Genomic DNA, 18,119 nt, shown 5'->3' with positions numbered 1-18,119 from the left:
GAAGCACAAGATGACGATGGAAACGAAGGACTCGATGCTCCGCGGTCCCCTGCCGGGTCGCCCCAGCCGGGTGGCCCTGGCCGTGATGGCCGTGGTGGCTGCCGCCCTCACCGGCTGCGCGGTCGCCCCCCAGGCCTTGACCGCCGAGGAGCGCCAGAGCTTGATCCAGGCGGACCGCCAGACGCTGACCAGCCAGCAGGAGCCCATCGCGGGCCCGATCTCGCTGGAAGAAGCGATGGCGCGGGCCATCAAGTACAACCTCGACCATCGCGTCAAGCTGATGGAAGCCGCGGTGGCCCAGCGCCAACTGGACCTCACCCGCAGCGACCTGCTGCCGAAGCTGACGCTGCAGGCGGGCTACAGCTGGCGGGACAGCGAACTTGCATCGTCATCGCGCAGCGTGCTGAGCGGCCAACAGTCCCTGGAACCCTCCACCTCCAGCGACCGTGAGCGCAATACGGCCGACCTGACCCTGAGCTGGAACGTGCTGGACTTCGGTGTCAGCTACTTCGGGGCCCGCCAGCAGGCGGACCGGGTGCTGGTGGCCGAGGAACGTCGCCGCAAGGTGCTGCATCTGCTGATGCAGCAGACCGCGCAAGCCTACTGGCAGGCTGCCGGCGCGCAGATGCTCGAAGGCAAGATCGAGCCGGTGCTGGAAACCACCCGCCGCGCACTGGACGACTCGCGCAAGGTGGAAGTGGAGAAGCTCCGCTCCCCGCTGGAGGCACTGAACTATCAGCGACAGCTGCTGGACATCGTGCGTCAGCTGGAAGCCGTGCGGGATGAACTGGCCCAGGCCAAGCCGCGCCTGGCCGCGTTGATGAACCTGGAACCGGGCCAGGGCTTCACCGTGCAGATGCCCACCAGCATGCAGGCCCCGCGGATCACGCTGGCCCCTGCCAGCATGGAAGAAGCGGCGCTGATGCGCCGTCCGGAACTGGTGGAGGCTCAGTACAACGAGCGCATCGGCGTGCTGGAAACCCGCAAGGCGCTGGCCAAGCTGCTGCCCGGCCTGGAAATCAGCGTGGGCGGCCATTACGACAGCAACAGCTTCCTGGTCAATCGCCAGTGGGGCGATGCCGGCCTGCGCGTGGGCTGGAACCTCTTCAACGTGCTGAACGCCAGCAACATCCGGGGCATGGCACAGGCCCAGCTGGACCTCGCCCGTCAGCAGCGCCTGGCCCTGAACATGGCGGTGCTGACGCAGGTGCATGTGGCGCGTCTGGACTATCAGGGCCGCCTGCGGCAGTTCGAACTCACCGAGCAGCTCAATGGCGTCGAGCAGCGCATTCTGGGCTACACCCGCAATGCCGCCACGGCCAACAGCCAGGGCAAGCTGGAAGAGATCCGGGCCTCCGCCGCGGCGATGATGTCCGAGCTGCGCCTCTATCAGACCTATGGCGCCCTGCAAGGCGCCTACAGCCAGCTGGTGGCCACGCTGGGGCTCGATCCCCTGCCCCAGTCGGTCCCTGGGTATGACCTCAAGAGCCTGGGCGAGGCGGTGAAGGCATCCGAGCAGAACTGGACCAAGACGATGAATCCCGAGGGCGGTGCATGAGAGACGGATGGGATGCCCTGAGCCGGCAGTGGGGCCTGGGCATCATGATGACGGGCTGGATGGTGGTGCTGGCCGCCTCCGCCCACGCACAGAACGCCCCCCGGCCAGCGCCAGCGGCCGCGAACGTCGGCGCTGGCAGCATGAGCACCGGCACCAGCGGCAACAGTGGCGCAAGTAGCGACAAGGACGGCCGCATCCGTACGCAGCTGAGTGCACGCAACAGCGTGACCATCGCCGCGGAGATCCCCGCTCGCGTGGCCACACTGCGCCTGCGGGAAGGCGACGCCTTCCGGGCCGGAGAGCTGCTGGTGGGGCTGGACTGCTCGCTGCACCAGAGCCAGCAGAAGAAGGCCGAAGCCGCGGTGGAAGCCGCCGGCGCGCTGGTGGCCTCCAACCAGCGGCTGGCCGAGCTCAACTCGATCGGCGCCCTGGAAGTGCAGCAAGGCCAGGCGCGACTGAAGGAAGCGCAGGCCGAGCTGGCGGGCAACAAGATGCTGGTCAGCCGCTGCAACATCTCGGCGCCGTTTGCGGGCCGCGTGGCCAAGCGGCATGTGGCGGCCCATCAGTTCGTGTCCCCCGGCAATCCGCTGCTGGACATCATCGAAACCGGACAGCTGGAAGTGCAGATGATCGTGCCCTCCCGCTGGCTGGCGTGGCTGCGCCCTGGTGCCGCCTTCCAGGTGGATGTGGAAGAACTGGGCAAGCGCTATCCCGCCAAGGTGCAGCGCCTGGGTGCGCAGATTGATCCGGTCAGCCAGACCGTCGGCGTCTTCGGCGTGATGGACGGCAGCCAGCCGGGCCTGCTGCCCGGCATGAGCGGCTGGGCGGTGTTTCCGCCGCATCCGTGAGGGCCGGAGCATGACCGCGCCGGAACGTTCGGCTCCCCTGGTCACGCTGCTGCAGTTGCAGCGGCGTGCCCGGCAGGCAGGCACGCCGCAGGCGCTGGGCTTCGTGGCGGTGAATGAAACGCTGCAGCTGGTGGCCTACCGCCAGGCAGCGATGTGGACCGCCACGGGGCTCGGCCAGGTCATGGCCGTCTCCGGGCCGCCCCAACCCGATCCCCAGGCGCCCTACATCCAGTGGCTGGCGCCGCTGTTCCGCCATCTGATGCGGGAAGCGACGCCGGCAGGCGAAGTCGTCATCGGTGCCCTGCCCGAGACCGTGCGCGCCGACTGGGCCAGCTGGTTGCCCGCGCATGCCCTCTGGCTGCCGCTGCCCGCCGGCGATCGTCCCGCGGCGGCCGGCCTGCTGCTGGCGCGCGACACGCCGTGGTCCCCGCATGAAATCGGACTGCTCGGTGAACTGGCCCATGCCTACGGCCATGCGCTCGACGCGCTGCAGCCCCGCCATCCGTGGCGGGAAGGCCTCGCGCCGCTGCTGCGCAAACGCAAGACGCGCCGTTGGCTGCTGGCAGGCGCCCTGCTGGTGAGCCTATGCCCGATGCGTCTGTCGGCCCTGGCCCAGGCGGAGGTCGTGCCGTTCGAGCCATTCGTCGTGCGTGCGCCGCTGGACGGCGTCATCGACCGTTTCGACATCCGGCCCAACCAGCCGGTGCAGGCCGGCACGCCACTCTTCAGCCTGGACACCACCGCCCTGCGCGCCCGTCTGGAGGTGGCCCGCAAGGCCGTCGACACGGCGCAGGAGGAATACCGCCAATCCGCCCAGGCGGCGGTGACCAACGACAAAACCCGCGCTGAGCTGGTGCTGCGGCGCGGCAAGGTGCAGGAAAAATCGGTCGAGCTGGACTACACCGCCGAGCAGCTCGCACGGGTACAGGTCAAGTCGGACCGGGCTGGCATCGCGGTGTTCGCTGATGCCAATGACTGGATCGGCAAGGCGGTCACCCTGGGCGAGCGGGTGCTGCTCGTGGCTGACCCGGCGCGGGTGGAGCTGGTGGCCTGGATGCCGGCGGCGGACCGCCTGCCAGTGTCGCCCGGCGACACGCTGACGCTGCATCCCCAGGGCGCGCCGATGCAGTCCTTCGACGCGCGGGTGGAGAGCGTCTCCTACCGGGCCGAAGCCACCCGCGAGGGCTTCATGGCCTACCGCATCAAGGCGAGTTTTCGCACCGACCAGCCGCTGCCCCGCATCGGGCAACTCGGAAGCGCCCGGGTCTACGGTGGCTGGGCACCGCTGATCTACGTGGCCCTGCGGCGGCCGCTGTCCACGGTGAGGCAATGGCTGGGCTGGTGACACTGCCGCCGCTGCGGGAAGACCTGGCGCTGCATCCCGGCCCGGAAGCCGACGATGGCTCACCGACCTGGACGCTGCATGACCCGGCCAGCCATCGCTTCTATGCGCTGAGCTGGCCGGCGTTCGAGCTGCTCTCGCGCTGGCATCTATCGGACCCGCGCGAGCTGCTGGCTGCGGTGGCACGTGACACCACGCTGCGCCTGGGCGAGAACGACCTGCTGGCGGTGCTGCAGATGCTGCGCCGCAACCACCTGCTGGTGGCGTCCGACGCGAGCCACACCGACCAGTTGACCGCCTATGCCAACGCCACCCGCATGTCCGCCGGGCAGTGGCTGCTCAAGCACTATCTGTTCTTCCGCATTCCGCTGCTGCAGCCGATGCATTGGCTGCAGCGCATGAGCCGCTGGGTGCGCTGGGCCTTCCAGCCCGGTTTCTGGCTGACCTGCGCCGTGCTGACCCTGCTGGGGCTGGTCATGGCGAGCCGCCGCTGGGACGAGTTCAGCCACACCCTCACCAGCTACGCCAGCTGGGAAGGCCTGCTGGCCGTGGGCCTCGCTCTGAGCGGCGCCAAGGTGCTGCATGAGCTGGGCCACGCCTTCACCGCCACCCACTTCGGCTGCCGGGTGCCCACCATGGGCGTGGCCTTTCTGGTGATGTGGCCGGTGCTCTATACCGACACCAACGAAGCCTGGAAGCTCACCTCCCGAAGGCAGCGCCTGTGGGTCGGCGCGGCGGGCATGCTCAGTGAACTGGCGCTGGCATCGGTGGCGCTGCTGGCCTGGAGCCTGCTGCCGGACACACCGGCCTGGGCGCCGATCCGGTCTGGCGCCTTCCTGCTGGCCACCACCACCTGGGTGTTGACGCTGGCGATCAACGCCAGTCCGTTCATGCGCTTCGACGGTTACTTCCTGCTTTCCGACGCGCTGAACATGCCCAACCTGCATGAGCGCTCCTTTGCGCTGGGACGCTGGTGGATGCGGGAAGCGCTCTTTGGCTGGGGCGACCCGCCGCCCGAACGCTTCAGCCCGTCGCGCCGTCGCGGCCTGATCGCTTTTGCACTGGCCACCTGGCTCTACCGGCTGGTGCTGTTCTTCGGCATTGCGCTGCTGGTCTATCACGCCTTCTTCAAGGCGCTGGGCCTGGTGCTGCTGGCGGTGGAGCTGCTGTGGTTCATCGCCCGGCCGATCTGGCGGGAGCTTCAGGCTTGGTGGGAGCAGCGTCAGCGCTGGCGCTGGAGCCGGGCGTCGCGTCGCACGCTGCTGGTGCTGGGCGCGGCATTGATCCTGCTGTGCTGGCCCTGGCGCACCTCGGTCCGTCTGCCGGCGGTGTTGTCCCCGAGCGAGGTCCAGGTGGTGGTGGCGAGCCATGCGGCTCAGGTGGTCAACGAGGCCCCGCAGCAAGGCCGGAGGGTGAAGGCCGGCGACCTGCTGCTGCAGCTGCGCTCGCCCGAGCTGGAGATGCAATGGCAGCAGGCGGTGGTGCAGGAACAGCAACTGCGGCTGCAACTGGAGCAACAGCCCTTCGACGAGCGGCTGCGCGATCTTGGACCGGCGCTGCGCAAACAGTGGGAAGGCGCGGTCGCAGAGCTGGACGGACTGCGTGCCCAGCGAGAGCGCCTCGCCGTGCGGGCCCCGTTTGCCGGCACCGTCGTGGAAGTAGCCGAAGGACTGCACCCCGGCGTGTGGGTGCCGGGTGGGGAGCGTCTGCTGAGTGTGGCCGGTGTCGGCGGCTTGAAGGTCGACGCCTATGCCGACGAAGCGGCACTGCAAGGGCTCATGAGCGGCATCACCGGCACCTTCGTGCCGGCCGTGCCGGAAGAACGCAGTCGTCGCTGTGAACTGACCCGGGTGGATCCGGTGCAACTGGCCACGCTGGAGGAAACCGGCCTGGCCGATGTGCATGGCGGCCCGATCCCGGTGCAACGCCTGCAGGACGGCCGGGATGCGCCGGTGCGCCCCACCTTTCATCTGCGGCTCGACCGCTGCGGCAGTGAAGCAGCCCCCCAGCGGGAAATTTTCGGCTCGGTGCACCTGTCCGCCTCAGAACGAAGCTCCTGGCTGGGCGATGGTCTGAGATTTCTGCTGAGCCTGTGGCACCGGGAAGCCGTACTGTGAGGACGTGCCTGCAGATGCGGCCACACGCCGCCAAAAAGCGGCAGAGCCGCGTCATCACGATAACGGGTCAGATTTCGGCGACCACGCCCAGCGGCATCAACACATGAAACACCGCCCCGCCGCCGGGCCGGTTCTCGGCATGGATGCGGCCGCCCAGGGCCGTCATGATCTTGCGGGAGATGGCCAGGCCGAGGCCGGTGCCGCCGGCGCCCGTGCTGGTGGCACTGGACTGCACAAACGCTTCGAAGATGCGCTCGAGCTCCGGCTCGGGAATGCCCGGCCCCCGATCCATGATGGCCAGATGCGCTTCGCCCTGCGAGCGGCGGATGGAGCGCACCGTGATGGCACTGCCCTCCGGTGAAAAGCGGATCGCATTGGCCAGCACATTGCGGATGACCTGCTGGAAGCGCAGCGGATCCACCCGCGCCACCAGCGGCTCCGGCGCCTGTGACATCTCCAGCGTCAGCCGCCGGTGGGCCATCAGGGGCTTGAGCTCCCGCACCACGGCCGTGATGCAGGGCCGCAGGTCGCAGCGCTCCAGGCTGAAGGTGCCGACGCCGCTTTCCAGCGCAGACACATCCAGCAGGTCATTCACCAGGTCCAGCATGCGACGGCCGGAATCGTGGATGTCGCCGAACATGGCCGACAGCTTGGGACAGGTCGCCTCACCCCGGCTGCGTCCCAGTTCCGAATAGCCGATGATCGACTGCAGCGGCGTGCGCAGCTCGTGGCTCATGTTGGCGATGAATTCCGACTTCACCCGCGAGGCCTCCTCCGCCGCCTCCTTGGCTTCGGTCGTGGCCCGTTCGGCGCGGCGGAATTCGGAGACGTCGGTCAGGGTGAACAGCACGCCGGCGGGGCCCATCTCATCCCCCGGCACGACGACCTTCGACAGCACCACATCGCGGCAGTCCCGGTTGCGGTCGTAGAACTGCGTCTCGTAGCGCAGCAGGCTCTGGCCCTCGATGCCTTCCATCGGCACCCAGTCGGACGTCGGCGGCTCCATGCCGCACTCCGGCAGATGGCGGTCCACCGGCCGGCCCACCACCTCGTCACGATGGCGCCCGGTGAAGTCTTCCCAGGCCCGATTGACCGTGACATAGCAGCCTTCGCGGTCCACCATCGAGACCGGCTGCGGACTGAGCTCCAGCAGCAGAGCCACCAGATGCAACTGCTGTTGCAGCCGGGCTTCGGCTTCATACCGCTCGGTGACGTCGACGGCCGAGCCGGCAAAGCCATCGATGCGCGATCCGGTCATCAGCGGCACCACCGCCAGCGAGAACCGCCGCAGCTCGCCCGGGGACACCGGCACGCTCACCTCCGCGTGACGCACGCCGTCCGGCGCGGCATCGGAGAACAGCCGCTCCACCTGAGCGCGATCGGCCGGCGCGACCAGCGTGGACATCTTGCGACCGAGGATCTTCTCCGTCGGCTCCCGTGTGACCAGGGCCCAGCGGGCATTGACGAACACCAGCTGGCCGTCGGCGTCGGTGCGGAAGATCAGTTCCTGGATGCTGCGCAGCACCAGGGCCATTTCCTGCTCGCTGGCGGAGAGCTTGGCATAGGCCTCATCCAGCACCCGCTGGGCCTGGGCCCGGGTGGACAAGGCGCGCAGCGTGGCCGCCATGCCGCCCAGGATCAGCAGTTCCATCACCAGCAGCGCCCCGGCATTCAACCAGAGGTCGTCGCGCCAGTCCGTCAGCAGGCGGCTGCGCTCCTGCACCACCACCACCACCATCGGCCGGGATCGGGAGACGCGATAGGTCAGCACCTGCTGGCTGTCGCCGAAGGCGGGCTCCTGCCGGTCCCCAATGGCGTGCGCCGGCAGCCACTCCCGGAACAGCCGGTGCGCCTGATGCCAACTGCCCGGCTTCAGGGGAAATTCGGTGGTGGCTGCCAGCAACTGACCCTGGTAGCTGAACAGCGCCGCATGCCACTCCGGCTCCGCCACGCCCTGCTGGTAGTTGGCCAGCGCATCGGGGTTGATGGCCGCCACCAGATAGAACCGACGCGCATGCATCTGGAAAGGCATCACCAGCGGCAGGTAGGCCACCTGATCGATGCGCTGGGCGCGACGGCCTTCCAGCAGGCCTCGGCCCGGCTGCAGATGCATCAGCGTGGCCTTGCCATCGCCGACCGGCAACGGCCCCCATTCCGCCAGCCGCACCAGACTGCCGGGAAGATGACCGGCCGAACTGGCGATGATCTGTCCGCTTTCGCTGAGCAGCGCCGCTTCCCGCAGGCCGGGCTGCGCCAGCAGCATCTGCCCGAGCATCTGGGAGACATGCGCAGCATCGATGGCCGATTGGCCGCGAATGCCGTCGCCGACGGTGGTCAAGGCCAGCGCGGCCGACTCGACGGTCTGCGTGGCGTGATCTTCCAGCACGCGCGCAATCAGGTGGCTGCGCTCCTCAGCCGCCTCCAGCGCTTCATTGCGGCTTTGCCACGTCAGGAAGCCCATCCCCACCACGGCGGCCAAGGCCAGGGCCGCACCCACCCCGCGCGCCAGCCAGACCAGCGAGACGGTGGAAGGACGGCGGCGGTGCGGCATGGCTCAGCGGGCGACGATGTCGGTCAGGCCGTTGCGGCGCGCGGCAGCGGCCAGCCGGCCATCCGCCTTGATGGCCGCGACAAAGGTGTTGATGCGGGCCAGCCAGGCGTCATCACCGGGTCGGACCGCATAGGCGTAGGGGATCACATGGAAGGGCTTGGGTGGGGGGATCAGCCGCATCCAGTCGGCGTTTTCCAGCAGCCGGCGGCTGTAGGGATAGTCGGTCATGAAGACATCCACCCGTCCGGCGGCCAGCTCGGCTTCGCGGGTCTTGGGCGGCCGGATGACCACCAGACGCGCCTGCTTGAGTCGCTCAGCCATCACCGGCTCCATGAAGGTGCCCGCCTGCACGGCCACCGCCACGCCCGGCTGGTCGATGTCGTCCCAGGACTTCACCAGCCGGCTGGAGCGGGTGGTGATGCCGTAGATGTCGCTCTGCAGGTAGGGGGTGCTGAAGGCCAGCCGTTCACGACGTTGTGGCGTCACGCCGATGGCAAACATGGCCACATCGCAACGGCCCTGGGTGACGTCATCGATCAGGGTGGCAAAGGACGATTCGACATAACGGAGCTTCACCCCGAGGTCCTTCGCGAAGGCCTCTGACAGCTCGACGTCGATGCCGGTCAACTGGCCGGAGTATGGGTTGCGGAAGGTGATGCCGTAGTAGTCCGGCCAGATGCAGACCGACAGTTCACCGGTCGCCTTGAGCCGGGTCAGCACCGGGGTGGAGAGGTTGGCAGGCGGGGCCTGGGTCTGAGACGGTGCCGGCGGCTGCGCAGCGGTGATGCCGGGCGCGGCCATCGCTATCCCCACCATCAGCGTCAGGAAAAAAGCTCGCAGCATGGTGACCTCCCTGTCAGAAGTTGCCCAGCAATTCGTCATGCGTCGGCGGCGCCGCGTTGATGCGGTCCCGCAGGGCCAGCAGCTCTTCGAAGTGCTGGGTGAAGGCCTGCACCACCCGCGGGTCGAAGGCTTTGCCACTTTCTTCCTGCAGCATGCCCAGTGCCACTTCCGGCGCAAAGGCGGGCCGGTAGCAGCGGTCCATGGCGAGTGCATCGAAGAAATCGGCCACCGCCACGATGCGGGCGGAAATGGGAATGTCCTCGCCCTTGAGCCCGCACGGGTAGCCCAGCCCGTTCCAGCGCTCGTGATGGCATTGCGCCACCTCCGCCGCCAGCAGGAACAAGGGGATGTTGGACCGGCCCAGGATGTCCGCGCCAATCTCGGGATGACGGTTCATGATGGCCCGCTCCTCCGGCGTCAACGGTCCCTGCTTCTTCAGCACATGGTCCGGAATGCCGATCTTGCCGATGTCATGCATGGGGGCGGCACTGCGCAGCAGTCGCCCAAAGGCTTCGCCCTGCTCCAGCTTCAGCGCCAGCGCTTCAGCCAGATAGCCGATGCGGAAGATGTGCACGCCGGTGTCGTCGTCGCGGAGTTCGGCCGCGCGGGCCAGCCGCATCAGCGCGTCGTGGTGGGCGCGAGTGACCTGGCGCAGGGCCTCATTGCGCTCACGATACATGATGCGCAGGTCCGAGACGATGCGCTCCATCTGGGCAAACGCCTGGGCGTCATAAGAATTGGTGTCGGCCATGGGAGATGCGCTCATGCCGCCTTGGCGCTGGCGCGGCTCAGTTCGTGGATCAGCTGGAGGGGACTGAAAGGCTTGATCAGGTAGGCGCTGGCGCCCGCCTTCAGCCCTTCAGCGGTATCCCGGGCATGGCCGCGGGCGCTGAGGAACAGCACCGGAATGTGGCGGGTGGCTGGCTGCTCGCGAATGGTGCGGCACAAGGTGAAACCGTCCATGCCCGGCATCATCACATCGATGAGGATGGCGTCCGGCGTCCAGCCCTGCAGGACGGCTAGCGCCTCCAGACCATCCGGCGCCTCGCGCACTTCGAAGTCCTCGAAGTCGAGCGTCATGCGGATGAGTCGCCGGATGTCGGCGTGGTCGTCGACCACCAACACTTTCTTCATGGGCACACCTCTCTGAACACCCACTATACGAGTGAGCGGTCCGGCGCATTGATATTTATGGCAGTTCAGTCGTGACTGAATCGATAAAAGCGCGCAAATTGAAGCACGCAGATCCATTGCGCCTCGCCCTGCGTACAAGCGAACAAGCAACCTGCACAGGCGTCCCATGACTCTCAAGCTCTCCTCCCTGGCCGTCCAGATGGCCGAACGCGGACTTCTGCCTGATGTGGCGCTGCGCGCCGGCATTCGCCAGTTGCTGCGACAGCGTCTGGATGAATCCCAGGCGCGGCATGCGGAATCGGCCGCCCAGCTGACGGCGCAATTCATCGCGTCGCTGGACCGGTCTGCCCTGGCGCTGGTGCCGGAAAAAGCCAATGAGCAGCACTATGAGTTGCCGGCCGCGCTCTATCTCAACATGCTGGGCCCCCACTTGAAGTACAGCTGCTGCTGGTGGCCGGAGGGCGTGAACACCCTGGAAGAAGCCGAGGACGCCGCCTTGCAGGAGACCGCCACTCGGGCCGGCCTGGCCGATGGGCAGACCATCCTGGAACTGGGCTGCGGCTGGGGCTCGCTGAGCCTGTGGATGGCGGCGCACTACCCGCAAGCGCGCATCACGGCGGTGTCCAATTCGGCCTCGCAGCGGGCATTCATCCTGGCGCGTGCGCAGGAGCGCGGCCTGCACAACCTGCAGGTGCTCACCATGGACTTCAACCGTCTCGGCGACGAAGGCGGCATGGACGGGCAGTTCGACCGCATCGTGTCGGTGGAGATGTTCGAGCATCTGCGCAACTGGCCGCAGGCCTTCCGCAAGGTGTCGCGCTGGCTGCGGGATGACGGCCGGTTCTTCATGCATGTCTTTGCCCATCGCGGCGCGCCCTACGCCTTCGAAGTGAGGGACGAGACGGACTGGATGAGCCAGTATTTCTTCTCCGGCGGCATGATGCCCAGTGACGATCTGGCCCTGCGCTGCCAGGGCGATCTTGCGCTGCAGCAGCAATGGCGCTGGGACGGCCGTCACTACGCCCGCACAGCAGGCGCCTGGCTGGAGAAGTTCGATGCCAACCGCCTCGCGGTGATGCCGGTACTGGAGTCGGTCTATGGTGCAGCGCAGGCGCCGATGTGGTGGCAGCGCTGGCGGCTGTTCCTGCTGTCCGTGCAGGAGCTGTTTGCCTATGACCAGGGCCAGCAGTGGTGGGTGAGCCACTATCTGTTTGCGCCGCGTCGCTGAGCGGAACGCCGCCTGCCCCGCAGACTTCATCCGCCCTTCTCGATTGACATCCCATGGACTTCCTCGCTCCCCTGCTCCACCCCACCAGCCTGCTGGCCGCGGCCGGTGGCGGTCTGCTGATCTGCGTACTGATCGCGCTGCCGACCTGGCTGGTGAGCGTGGCGGTACGTGACGCCAGCGTGGCGGACCGGGTGTGGTCCCTGTTCATCGCCGCGCCGGCGGTCTGGTATGTGTGGCGGCTGGGCACCGACCTGCGCACGCTCTTCATGATCAGCATCACGCTGATCTGGGCGGTGCGACTGGCCGTCTACATCACCGTCCGCAACTGGGGCCATGAAGAGGACCGGCGCTACCGGGACATGCGCCAGCGCAATGACCCTGGCTTCGCCTTCAAGAGTCTGTACCTCGTGTTTCTGCTGCAGGCGTTCCTCGGCTGGGTGGTGAGCCTCCCCTTCCTGGCTGCGGCCGCTGCGGAACCGGCGGCCTGGGGACCGCTGGACACGCTGGGCGCGGTGCTGGCGACCGTGGGAGTGGTGATGGAAACCGTGGCGGATGCGCAGCTCTCGCGCTTCCGCCGCAGCCCGCGCCAGAAGGACAGCGTGATGGACACCGGCCTGTGGCGCTACAGCCGCCATCCCAATTATTTCGGCGAATGCTGCCTCTGGTGGGGCGTGGGCGTGATGGCGCTGTCCGCGGCTGGCGTGTCGGGCCTGTGGGCACTGATCTCTCCGCTTTTGATGACGGTGCTGCTGCTCAAGGTGTCCGGCGTGAGCCTGCTGGAAAAGGACATCGGCGAGCGTCGGCCGGCCTATCGCGATTACATCGAACGCACCAGTGCTTTTATTCCGTGGCCGCCCAAGCGCAAGCGCTCCGCGTCCGCCCGCGCCTGACCTGAGCCGCATCCCCAGAGGCGCGGCAGCCATGCTCGGCATCGGCTGCAGTCCTCCCAGGCACCGTCAGGCGAGGCCCATCATTTCCTCCACTCCCGGTCCTTTGCAGATGCACACTTCTGTCCAACGTCCTCTCGGCGCCCTGGTACTGGGCGCCCTGCTGGGGGTCAGCGGCCTGAGTCAGGCCCAGACCTGGAACTTCGACATCCGGCTCGATGGCAAACCCATCGGCACGCACCGCTTTGAAGTGTCCGGCCCGCCGGAAGCGCGCACCGTCACCAGCGACGCCACCATGGCCGTCAAGCTGCTGGGACTGACGGTATTCCGCTATCGCCATCAGGCGCAGGAGCGCTGGAAAGGGGATTGCATCGACGCCATCCAGAGCACCACCGACGATGACGGCAAGGCCGAGAAGGTCAACTGGCGTCGGGAGGGCGGCGATCGGGCTGGCAACGGTGGCAGCGGCGGCAGCAACGGCACCACCTCGGGCGGCGCCACTCCTGACGGCGCGGCCAGCAGCAGCGCGATGGATGCCGGCGGCGCGGGGGCCTGCGTCATGAGTTACGCCTACTGGCATCCCGCCCTGGTCCAACAGACCCGCCTGCTCAATCCGCAGACCGGCAAGATGGACGAGGTGAAGGTGGAGCGTCTGCCGGATGCCACGATCACCGTCGCCGGACGCGAAGTTCTGGCTGCCCGTTGGCAGCTCCTCACCAAGCCCCCCAAGGGTGACGCCCAGCGCCTGACGCTCTGGCTGGACCGCAGCGACCAGCGCTGGCTCGGCCTGGACGCCCGCGTGCGTGGCGACCGGGTGCTGACCTACCGGTTGCTTTGAGGACAGCCTCACGGCGGTTGCTCGCCCGCGTCAGGACCGCTGCACGACCCCTTGGCGGCTGCTTCAGCGGCACACTCGCCGCACCGTTCGCGGCACTGTCCGCGGCAACGTTCGCCGCATCATCTCGTCACCCCCGGGGCCTCAGGTTGCCGGGGTTTTTGAACCTGCTCTCTGGCCCTTTTTCATTTCAGGAGACTCTCATGCCCGCCCCCAGTCTGTCCGCCGCCGGTGATGCGTCCCGGCGTGTCCGCGCCCCATCGGCCGATCACGACGCCCCCACCCCGACCGCACCCGCCGCGGCACCCCTGTGGCGCTGGCCGCTCGCGTATGGGCTGACCGCCGTGATCTTTCTGGCGATGGACGCCGTCTGGCTGAGCAACGCCTATCAGAAGGTGTATCAGCCCGGCATCGGCCACTTGATGGCGCCCACGGTCGACTGGGTCGCGGGCGCGATCTTCTACGCGCTTTATATCGGCGGGGTGGTGTTTTTCGGCCAGGCGCCTGCATTGCAGCAGGGCCGCAGCCTGGCGGCGCTCGGCCGGGGGGCCCTCTTCGGGCTGATGGCCTACGCGACCTATGACCTGACGAATCAGGCCACGCTGCGCGACTGGCCGTGGGCCATCACGCTGATGGATCTGGTCTGGGGATCGTTCGCGAGCGGGGTGGCCGCCTGGGCCTCCACCGCGCTCACTCTGGCTACATGCCGACGAGTGACCCGAACCAGCGGGCGATAAACCCGTCGAAAGCGAGCCGTCCCTCGACGGCAGCGATGCAGATGCATTCGCTGCCGTCCTGCACCACCGGCTGGTGGTGCACGTCGCCGTCGGCCTTGTCGAAGTCGCCAGGACCAAACAGCGCGCGGCCGTCGTGGAAGTGGCCATAGATGACCTGGGTCAGTTCCACGCCGTCATGGGTGTGCTGCGGCAGATACTTGCCAGCGCCGATGCGCAGCAGGAAGACATTCGCTTCCGGTGCCTCCGGCACATTCACCCGGCTCCAGCGCATGCCCGGGCCAAGCCAGCGCCAGCGGGTGGCGCTGCAGTGGGCCAGGGCCTTGGGCCAGACCGCACCTGCGGGCAGTGGCGGGGGACCGGCCACCCGCAGGGCGCGGGGCGATTCCTGCTCGATGGCGTCGATGCGCGCCAGGGCGCGATCCAGCGCGTCGGCACGCATCGGCGCAGCCGGCTGATCTTCCAGCACCACGCCGCCCACTGCTTCCAGCAGGGAGACGCGCTCGCGGCAGCTCCGGCACAGTTCCAGATGCGTCTGGGTCACCAGCCGGATGCCCACCGGCAGACCGCCGGTGGCCAGGGCCAGCAGATGCTCATCGCTCGGATGATGGTGAATGCCGGCCTGAGATCGGGTCGGCGCCACGGGGGCGGAAACAGTCATCGCTAACATGTCAGGCGTCCAGCATCTTGCGCAGCTGCGCCACGGCCAGCCGGATGCGCGACTTCACGGTCCCCAGGGGGAGTCCGAGTTCCGCGGCGATCCGGGCATGCGGCTCGTCGTCGTAATAGGAAAGACGCAGCACCTGGGCCTGCTCGGCAGGCAAGCGGCTCAGGGCGTCACGAATGCGCCGACTCAGACGGTTGGCGTCGGCATGTTCGCCCACGTCCCGCTGGTCGGCTTCCAGGCGGTCGAAATCAAAGCTCTCATCGCCGGTGTCCTCCAGGCGGTGCCGGCGGGCGGCGTCGATCCGGAGGCGGCGGGCGATAGTGAAGATCCAGGTCGACACCGCCGCCTGGGCGGGGTCGAACAGCGCGGCCTTGCGCCAGACGGTCACCAGGGCTTCCTGGGCCAGGTCTTCGGCCATCGACTCACTGCTGCCGGTGCGGATGAGATAACTCTTCACCCGTGGCGCGAAATGTTGGAAAAGTCGCGAAAAGGCGTCGCGGTCCCGATGCTCGGCAATGCGCCGGAGCATCCGGGACCATTCGGCACCGGCGCCACCGGCCCCATCGACCGCCAACGCCGCCGCAGCAGCGGCGGCCTCAGACGCCTGAACCGCTTCATCCGCATCAGCCATCGTCGGCAACGGATCAGCGGCGGACAGGCCAGCGCCATCGGGCGGCACCCGACGAGACGGATCGGGCGGCGGCTCGCCATGGAGGGAAACAATCTTCAAGTGAGGCACGGGCGACGGGAACGGCTTGGGCGAAGCCGCCATTCCCGGCTTTGTCGCCGGGGTCTGTGCCAGAGAGTCGCGTCGCAGAGTGCCCATACTCTCCTATACGCGTCCGACGGCGGTTTGGATCATCGCTGATCACGGCGCCGGCCGCCACCAGGGCGATTCGCGCCCGGGGGACGGGGTTTCAGTCGCGCGCCTCCACAGCCAAGCGCCTGCCAAGCGCCTGCCGAGTGCCTGGCAAGCGCCCGGCGCTCCTCGTTTCGCAGACCCTGGCAACCCGGGGAAGCCCTGCGATCCAAAGTGACCCCATCCCCGTACAAGGGAAAATTGCGCAAAAAGAATCATGGATCGCCCACCTCCGCACGCCCTGCCCCCCTTCTCCGCGACTGGCGCCCCCACGGCTGACACGACCGCGCCGGGCCGCCCTCTTCGCATCGCCGTCGTCGGCAGTGGCATCTCCGGCCTCTCCTGCGCCTGGCTGCTGTCCCAGCGCCATGAGGTGGAGGTGTTTGAGGCGGATGGCCGCATCGGCGGCCACAGCAACACGGTGGATGCGCCTTGCGGCATCCGCCAGGTTCCGGTCGACACCGGCTTCATTGTCTACAACGAGCCGTCCTACCCCAACCTCACCGCCCTGTTCGAGCATCTGAAGGTGCCGACCCGGGCGTCGGACATGTCCTTCGCGGTCAGCCTGAACGACGGGCGGATGGAATATGCGGGCACGGACCTGAACGGGCTCTTTGCCCAGCGCAGCAACCTGCTCCGCCCGCGCTTCTACAAGATGCTGCGTGAACTGCTGCGCTTCTACCGCGAAGCGCCGGCCGATGTGGCCCGCTGCGGCGACCTGCCCCTGGACGACTACCTGGACGCCCGCGGCTATGGGCGCGCCTTCCGGGACGACCACCTCTATCCGATGGGTGCCGCCATCTGGTCGTCCACCGCGTCGGACATCGGTCAGTATCCGATGGCGTCCTTCGTGCGGTTTTGCGAGAACCATGGCCTGCTGAAGGTCTCCGGACGCCCGGTGTGGCGCACGGTGGATGGCGGCAGCCGGGAATATGTCCGTCGCCTGTCCGAGCCGCTGGGCGACCGCATCCACCGCAACGAAGCCGTGCTGTCGGTGCTGCGCGAGCCCGGCGGCGTGCGGTTGCATACCCGCAGCGGCACCTTGAGCCGCCTGTTCGATCACGTGGTCATTGCCGCCCATGCCGACCAGGCCCTGCGCATGTTGCCCGACCCGACGGCCGATGAGCGCCGGGTGCTGGGTGCCCTGCCCTACAGCCGCAACCTGGCCGTGCTGCATCACGACCCGGCCTTGATGCCGCGCCGCCGTTCGGTCTGGTGCAGCTGGAACTACCTGGCCGGCAGCGGCGCCGCCGCGAGCGAATCGCCACCCACCGTCACCTACTGGATGAACCGGCTGCAGCCCCACCTGCCGCAAGGCCCGCAGGCCACGCCGCTGTTCGTGACGCTCAATCCGACCGTGGCGCCGCGTCCGGAGCTGCTGGTGTCCACCGAGGTCTACGAACACCCGCGTTTCGACGCTGGCGCGATCCAGGCGCAGCGCGAGCTGTGGCGCCTGCAGGGCCACCAGAACACCTGGTTCTGCGGCGCCTACTTCGGCTCGGGTTTCCATGAAGACGGTTTGCAGGCGGGCCTGGCGGTGGCCGAAGCCCTGGGCGGCGTGCGCCGTCCCTGGACCGTGGAGGGGGAATCGTCCCGCATCCACCTGCCGCAGGCGGCCGCCGCATGACGGACATCCGACATCCGGCCACGGCTGCGGACACTGGATCAGCGGTCGGCGCCTCCCCTTCGGCTGCGGCGGGCATGGGGTCGGCCATCTACCGCGGCGAGGTGATGCACCAGCGCCTGCGGCCGATGCGCCACCGGCTGCAATACCGCATGTTCACCCTGCTCCTCGACCTGGATGAACTGCCCGCACTGGACCGTCGCCTGCGCTGGTTCAGCATCGGCCGATTCAATCTCTTCAGTTTCCGGCCCGCCGACCATGGCGACGGCCAGGCGAAGGACGCGGCTGCCCTGAAGGCGCAGATGGAAGCGCATCTGACCCGCGCCGGTCTGCCGGTCGGCGGCCGGCTGCGGTTGCTGACCATGCCCCGCCTGCTGGGTTACGCCTTCAATCCCCTGAGCGTCTGGTTCTGCCATGCACCGGACGGTGACCTGCAAGCCATCATTTACGAAGTCAACAACACCTTCGGCCAGCGGCACAGCTACCTCGCGGAAGTGTCGTCCGAGCAGCGGCGCGCACGCACGGTGCAGCAGCGCTGCGACAAGCAGCTCTATGTCTCGCCGTTCCTCGGCATGGACCTGCACTATCGCTTCCGCATCGACCCGCCGCGCGAGCAGCTGTCTCTCGGAATCTCGGTCCATGACAACCAGGACGGCTCGCCGGTGCTCAATGCGCGGCACGACGCCCGCCGGGTCCCGCTCAGCGACAGCGCCCTGCTCCGTCTGCTGGTGTCCTATCCACTGCTGACGCTCAAGGTCATCGTGGGCATCCACTGGGAGGCCTTGAAGCTGTGGACCAAGGGCGCCCGCCTGCATGACCGGGGTCAGCCCCCCCATCTCCCCATGACCGTGGTCCGGCCTGCGCAGCCGGTCCCAACCGATCGACCGTGAAC

The 18,119-nt window shown here is 68.0% G+C and carries 16 protein-coding genes; 10 read left to right on the top strand and 6 right to left on the bottom strand.

Annotation, left to right across the window (positions count from 1 at the left end; genetic code table 11):
• Positions 1 to 10: 10 nt before the first annotated feature.
• The 4 genes from FHS28_RS02415 to FHS28_RS02400 are packed head-to-tail and all read left to right on the top strand — an operon-like array spanning position 11 to position 5,865.
• Positions 11 to 1,558 carry a TolC family protein gene (locus FHS28_RS02415; RefSeq protein WP_221193670.1) on the top strand — a complete coding sequence of 516 codons (1,548 nt, stop codon included), beginning with the start codon at positions 11 to 13 and terminating at the stop codon, positions 1,556 to 1,558.
• Positions 1,555 to 2,406 (top strand): efflux RND transporter periplasmic adaptor subunit, encoded by an 852-nt coding sequence (locus tag FHS28_RS02410; protein WP_246409429.1) that lies wholly within the window; start codon positions 1,555 to 1,557, stop codon positions 2,404 to 2,406. Before FHS28_RS02415 ends, FHS28_RS02410 begins: the two co-directional genes overlap by 4 nt.
• 10 nt (positions 2,407 to 2,416) lie before the next feature.
• Positions 2,417 to 3,751, top strand: a complete 1,335-nt coding sequence (locus tag FHS28_RS02405) for an efflux RND transporter periplasmic adaptor subunit (protein ID WP_088449258.1) — start codon at positions 2,417 to 2,419, stop codon at positions 3,749 to 3,751.
• On the top strand, positions 3,736 to 5,865 hold the full coding sequence (locus FHS28_RS02400; RefSeq protein WP_246409427.1) for a site-2 protease family protein: 2,130 nt from the start codon (positions 3,736 to 3,738) through the stop codon (positions 5,863 to 5,865). The genes FHS28_RS02405 and FHS28_RS02400 overlap by 16 nt, the downstream gene beginning before the upstream one ends.
• A gap of 67 nt (positions 5,866 to 5,932) precedes the next feature.
• Here the strand turns inward: FHS28_RS02400 and FHS28_RS02395 are convergent, their stop codons facing one another.
• Genes FHS28_RS02395 through FHS28_RS02380 form a run of 4 tightly spaced genes read right to left on the bottom strand, consistent with a single transcriptional unit; the run spans position 5,933 to position 10,393 of the window.
• Entirely contained in the window at positions 5,933 to 8,416 is a 2,484-nt protein-coding gene (locus FHS28_RS02395) for a sensor histidine kinase (RefSeq protein WP_088449259.1), read from the bottom strand.
• A 3-nt stretch (positions 8,417 to 8,419) separates the two neighbouring features.
• Positions 8,420 to 9,259, bottom strand: coding sequence for an ABC transporter substrate-binding protein (locus FHS28_RS02390; RefSeq protein WP_088449260.1), 840 nt, complete (start codon positions 9,257 to 9,259; stop codon positions 8,420 to 8,422).
• A 13-nt stretch (positions 9,260 to 9,272) separates the two neighbouring features.
• Complete coding sequence (locus tag FHS28_RS02385; RefSeq protein WP_088449261.1) at positions 9,273 to 10,025, bottom strand: HD-GYP domain-containing protein; 753 nt, start codon at positions 10,023 to 10,025, stop codon at positions 9,273 to 9,275.
• A complete protein-coding gene (locus tag FHS28_RS02380; protein ID WP_088449262.1) occupies positions 10,022 to 10,393 on the bottom strand; it encodes a response regulator transcription factor in 372 nt (123 codons plus the stop codon). Before FHS28_RS02380 ends, FHS28_RS02385 begins: the two co-directional genes overlap by 4 nt.
• 166 nt (positions 10,394 to 10,559) lie before the next feature.
• On the opposite strand from FHS28_RS02380, the gene FHS28_RS02375 reads away from it, so the two are divergent.
• The 4 genes from FHS28_RS02375 (at position 10,560) to FHS28_RS02360 (ending at position 14,080) form a co-directional block, all read left to right on the top strand.
• A complete protein-coding gene (locus tag FHS28_RS02375; RefSeq protein WP_088449263.1) occupies positions 10,560 to 11,621 on the top strand; it encodes a cyclopropane-fatty-acyl-phospholipid synthase family protein in 1,062 nt (353 codons plus the stop codon).
• A 53-nt stretch (positions 11,622 to 11,674) separates the two neighbouring features.
• Positions 11,675 to 12,511 (top strand): DUF1295 domain-containing protein, encoded by an 837-nt coding sequence (locus FHS28_RS02370; RefSeq protein WP_088449264.1) that lies wholly within the window; start codon positions 11,675 to 11,677, stop codon positions 12,509 to 12,511.
• Positions 12,512 to 12,620: 109 nt separating this feature from the next.
• Positions 12,621 to 13,346, top strand: a complete 726-nt coding sequence (locus tag FHS28_RS02365) for a DUF6134 family protein (RefSeq protein WP_088449265.1) — start codon at positions 12,621 to 12,623, stop codon at positions 13,344 to 13,346.
• Between the two features lie 200 nt (positions 13,347 to 13,546).
• The gene (locus FHS28_RS02360; protein WP_088449266.1) at positions 13,547 to 14,080 is read left to right on the top strand and encodes a DUF2177 family protein; all 534 of its coding nucleotides are present in this window, start codon (positions 13,547 to 13,549) and stop codon (positions 14,078 to 14,080) included.
• Here the strand turns inward: FHS28_RS02360 and FHS28_RS02355 are convergent.
• Both FHS28_RS02355 and FHS28_RS02350 read right to left on the bottom strand, forming a co-directional pair.
• On the bottom strand, positions 14,043 to 14,747 hold the full coding sequence (locus FHS28_RS02355; protein WP_246409425.1) for a ChrR family anti-sigma-E factor: 705 nt from the start codon (positions 14,745 to 14,747) through the stop codon (positions 14,043 to 14,045). The genes FHS28_RS02360 and FHS28_RS02355 overlap by 38 nt on opposite strands.
• Before the next feature lies 1 nt (position 14,748).
• Positions 14,749 to 15,474: a sigma-70 family RNA polymerase sigma factor gene (locus FHS28_RS02350; protein WP_246409423.1), complete on the bottom strand. Its 726-nt coding sequence runs from the start codon at positions 15,472 to 15,474 to the stop codon at positions 14,749 to 14,751.
• A gap of 346 nt (positions 15,475 to 15,820) precedes the next feature.
• Here FHS28_RS02350 and FHS28_RS02345 point away from each other — a divergent pair, with 346 nt between their 5' ends.
• Positions 15,821 to 17,230 (top strand): NAD(P)/FAD-dependent oxidoreductase, encoded by a 1,410-nt coding sequence (locus FHS28_RS02345; RefSeq protein ID WP_088449269.1) that lies wholly within the window; start codon positions 15,821 to 15,823, stop codon positions 17,228 to 17,230.
• Positions 17,227 to 18,117 (top strand): DUF1365 domain-containing protein, encoded by an 891-nt coding sequence (locus FHS28_RS02340; protein WP_246409421.1) that lies wholly within the window; start codon positions 17,227 to 17,229, stop codon positions 18,115 to 18,117. The genes FHS28_RS02345 and FHS28_RS02340 overlap by 4 nt, the downstream gene beginning before the upstream one ends.
• Positions 18,118 to 18,119: the final 2 nt, after the last annotated feature.

The organism is Roseateles terrae (genome assembly GCF_014192155.1).
GTDB classification, from domain to species: Bacteria; Pseudomonadota; Gammaproteobacteria; order Burkholderiales; family Burkholderiaceae_C; genus Roseateles; species Roseateles terrae.
This window is presented reverse-complemented; position numbering and strand designations above follow the sequence as displayed.